At 37.0% G+C, this 2754-nt stretch carries 2 protein-coding genes and 1 tRNA gene; 1 reads left to right on the top strand and 2 read right to left on the bottom strand.

Annotated features, from left to right (window positions below; translation table 11 throughout):
* A partial coding sequence (locus KKC91_05730) for a hypothetical protein (GenBank protein ID MBU0478047.1) occupies positions 1–2103 on the top strand: 2103 nt, incomplete at its 5' end.
* A 14-nt stretch (positions 2104–2117) separates the two neighbouring features.
* On the opposite strand, the gene KKC91_05725 is transcribed toward KKC91_05730, so the two are convergent.
* Both KKC91_05725 and KKC91_05720 read right to left on the bottom strand, forming a co-directional pair.
* Positions 2118–2194 (bottom strand) — tRNA-Arg (locus tag KKC91_05725).
* A 32-nt stretch (positions 2195–2226) separates the two neighbouring features.
* Positions 2227–2568 (bottom strand): hypothetical protein, encoded by a 342-nt coding sequence (locus KKC91_05720; GenBank protein MBU0478046.1) that lies wholly within the window; start codon positions 2566–2568, stop codon positions 2227–2229.
* Positions 2569–2754 lie beyond the last annotated feature (186 nt).

Raw genomic sequence — 2754 nt, 5'->3', positions numbered from 1 at the left:
TTAAACCATTTTCCCGCTGCTCTTGAAGAGGAAAAATACAAAATACATGGTCAATACAGCGGCCAGATTACCTCTCTTAAAGAAAGGCACGTTGAACTGGAAAATCAGATTGCCTCACTGGAAAAAGAAAAAACCGAACTCCAGAATAGTTGGATAGAATCAGTTAATGCAAATGAATCTTTGCAAAATGAGCTAAATAAAGTCGTAAGCCGCTTTTCTAGTAATCTAGCGGAAGAGAAAGAGAAAATATATTCTGAACTTGCCAGCCAGATCACCCCTCTAAAAGAGATGAAAGTCGCACTTGAGAATAAAATTGCCTCTCTGGAAAAGGGAAAAATCGAACTCCAGAATAACTGGGTGGCAGCAACAAATAAAAATAAATCTCTGGAGAACGACTTAAACGAAGTTCTAAGCCGCTTTTCTAAAGCGATCCAGCAAAAAGCTGAGCTTATAAAAGAAATGGAAGCTAAATCCAAGGTAGAATCTGATTTGAATATAACAATAGCTTCCTTAGAAGATACTGTAAACAACTTGGAAGCTCAGAAGGCCAAAATGATAAAACAAGCCAAAGAGAATGTTCGCGATGAGCTGAGCAGGACATTATTAGACGATCTTGAAAAAGAAAAAAATAAAATACATTCCGATCTAACAAGCCAAATCACCTCTCTAGAAAACATCCGAGCTGAACTCGAAAGCCAGATTGCTCTCTTAAAACAAGAGAAAACCGAGCTCAAAAACAGTTGGTCGCAAGCCATAAATAAAAACAAGTCATTGGAAAACAAGCTAAACAAAGCCTTAAGCCGTTTTTCCGTATTAACTCGAGGAAAAGATAAAATACGTTCTAAATTCAGCAGCCAGTTCGTTTCTTTAAAAGACACCCGAGCCAAATTAGAAAACCAAATCGCTTTGATAAAAAAGGAGAAAGCCGAGCTTCAGAATAATTGGCTAGAGGCAGTAAATAAAAATAAATCCTCTGAAGACAAGCTAAACGAAATTTTAAACCGTTTTTATGAAACGAGTCGACAAAATACCGAGCTCAAAAAAGAACTTGATGCCAAACCCAATATAGAAAGTGAATACAATAAAAAGGTCGCCTTTTTGGAAGGCACTCAAACTGAACTCCAAAATCAGATTGCATTACTAGAAAAAGAAAAGACCGAAATCAAAACTGGTTTCACAGAAGAACTCGACGCTAAATCCAAGATAGAATACACAAAAGCCGCCTCTTTACTGGATACAATAAATAAATTGGAAGAACGAAATGTCATACTGGAATTTTCCAAGAACAATATCGAGGATGACCTTAATAAAAAATTGCGGGCGCTTCAAAAGGAAAAAGATAGGGCGTATTCTAATCTCTCCAGACAGATCGACTCTCTGAAAAACACGCAATCCGATCTCGAAATCCAGCTTGAATTATTGGGAAAGGAAAAAACCAGAATAGAGACGGATTTCACAAAAAAGCTTGATGCTAAATCTAAGTTGGAATCTGAACTAAATACCAAAATAGCCTCTCTATTAGACACGATGAATAAATTGAAAAGTCAAAATGCCACATTGGAACAATCCAAGAAGAGTATGCAGGACGAACTCATCAAAACACTGGTGGATGGCCTCGAACAAGAAAAAAATCAAATACATTCTAAGCTCGGTGAACAAATCGCATCTCTAAAAGACAACCGGGTCGAACTCAAAAACCGGATTGACTTGCTAGAAAAAGAGAAAACTGAGATCAAAAACAGTTGGTTAGCAACGCTAAATGAAAACAAATCCTTAGAAAGCAAGCTAAACGAAATCTTGGATCGTTTTTCTGAAGTAGTTAAGCAAGATGTATTCGAAAATACTGTCTCACATTATAATTTAGGGGTCTTATATATAGACGACAAGCAATATAAAAAAGCGATAGATGAATTCGGGAAATGCCTGGAATTCATCCCTGAATATTCCGATGCACACTTTAGTCTAGGCTACATTTACTCTGAATTTTTACCTGACCGGAAAAAAGCAATCTACCATCTGGAACAATTCCTGAGATCTGCCAGCGGCAATAATGAAAACATAAACAGGGCTAAAGAGTATCTAACCACTTTGAAAATGGATTAATTATACTAAGGGGGTGGTGCGCCCACCCTGGTTCGAACAGGGAACCTACGGCTTCGTAGGCCGGCACTCTATCCAATTGAGCTATGGGCGCGTGGTGAGTAAATCCGCAAATAGCAAAAATTATTATTCTTCCTCTTCCTCTTCTAGTTCTAAAGTTTCTTCTAATCTATCGACCTTTCCGTCTTTATACCAATATCTATAATCCATTTTACCATCTTTATCTATATCCATTTCGGTTCTAATTAATTCTCCTTCTTCATAATAAGTTATTGTCTCAAATTTTCCGTCATAATCCTTATCTTCCACTAGGCACTCTTTATTACTACTGTTATGTTTATAATATATCCCATCTGGTTCGCCATCATTATTATTATCTCTGCTATATTCAAATTTATAACGCTTTAGCTCAGCAGGTTTGTCAAAGTCTATATCAAGCTCCATAGAGGCGAAAACTGAGGTACTCATCAAGAATAATGTTAAAATTGGTAGGAGTAATGGTGTTTTATTCAAAATTACCAGCCAATATTAATCAGAGGTCAGCTTCTTCTGACCGCCTAAGGCATTAGACTTATATAGACTTCCTGTATCATTATCTATCTGCATCCATTGTATCCAATGTGTTTCTGGCTTGCCTATCCGTTCAGCTCTTAT

This window comes from bacterium (assembly GCA_018812485.1).
Classification (GTDB): Bacteria; JAHJDO01; JAHJDO01; order JAHJDO01; family JAHJDO01; genus JAHJDO01.
This window is presented reverse-complemented; position numbering and strand designations above follow the sequence as displayed.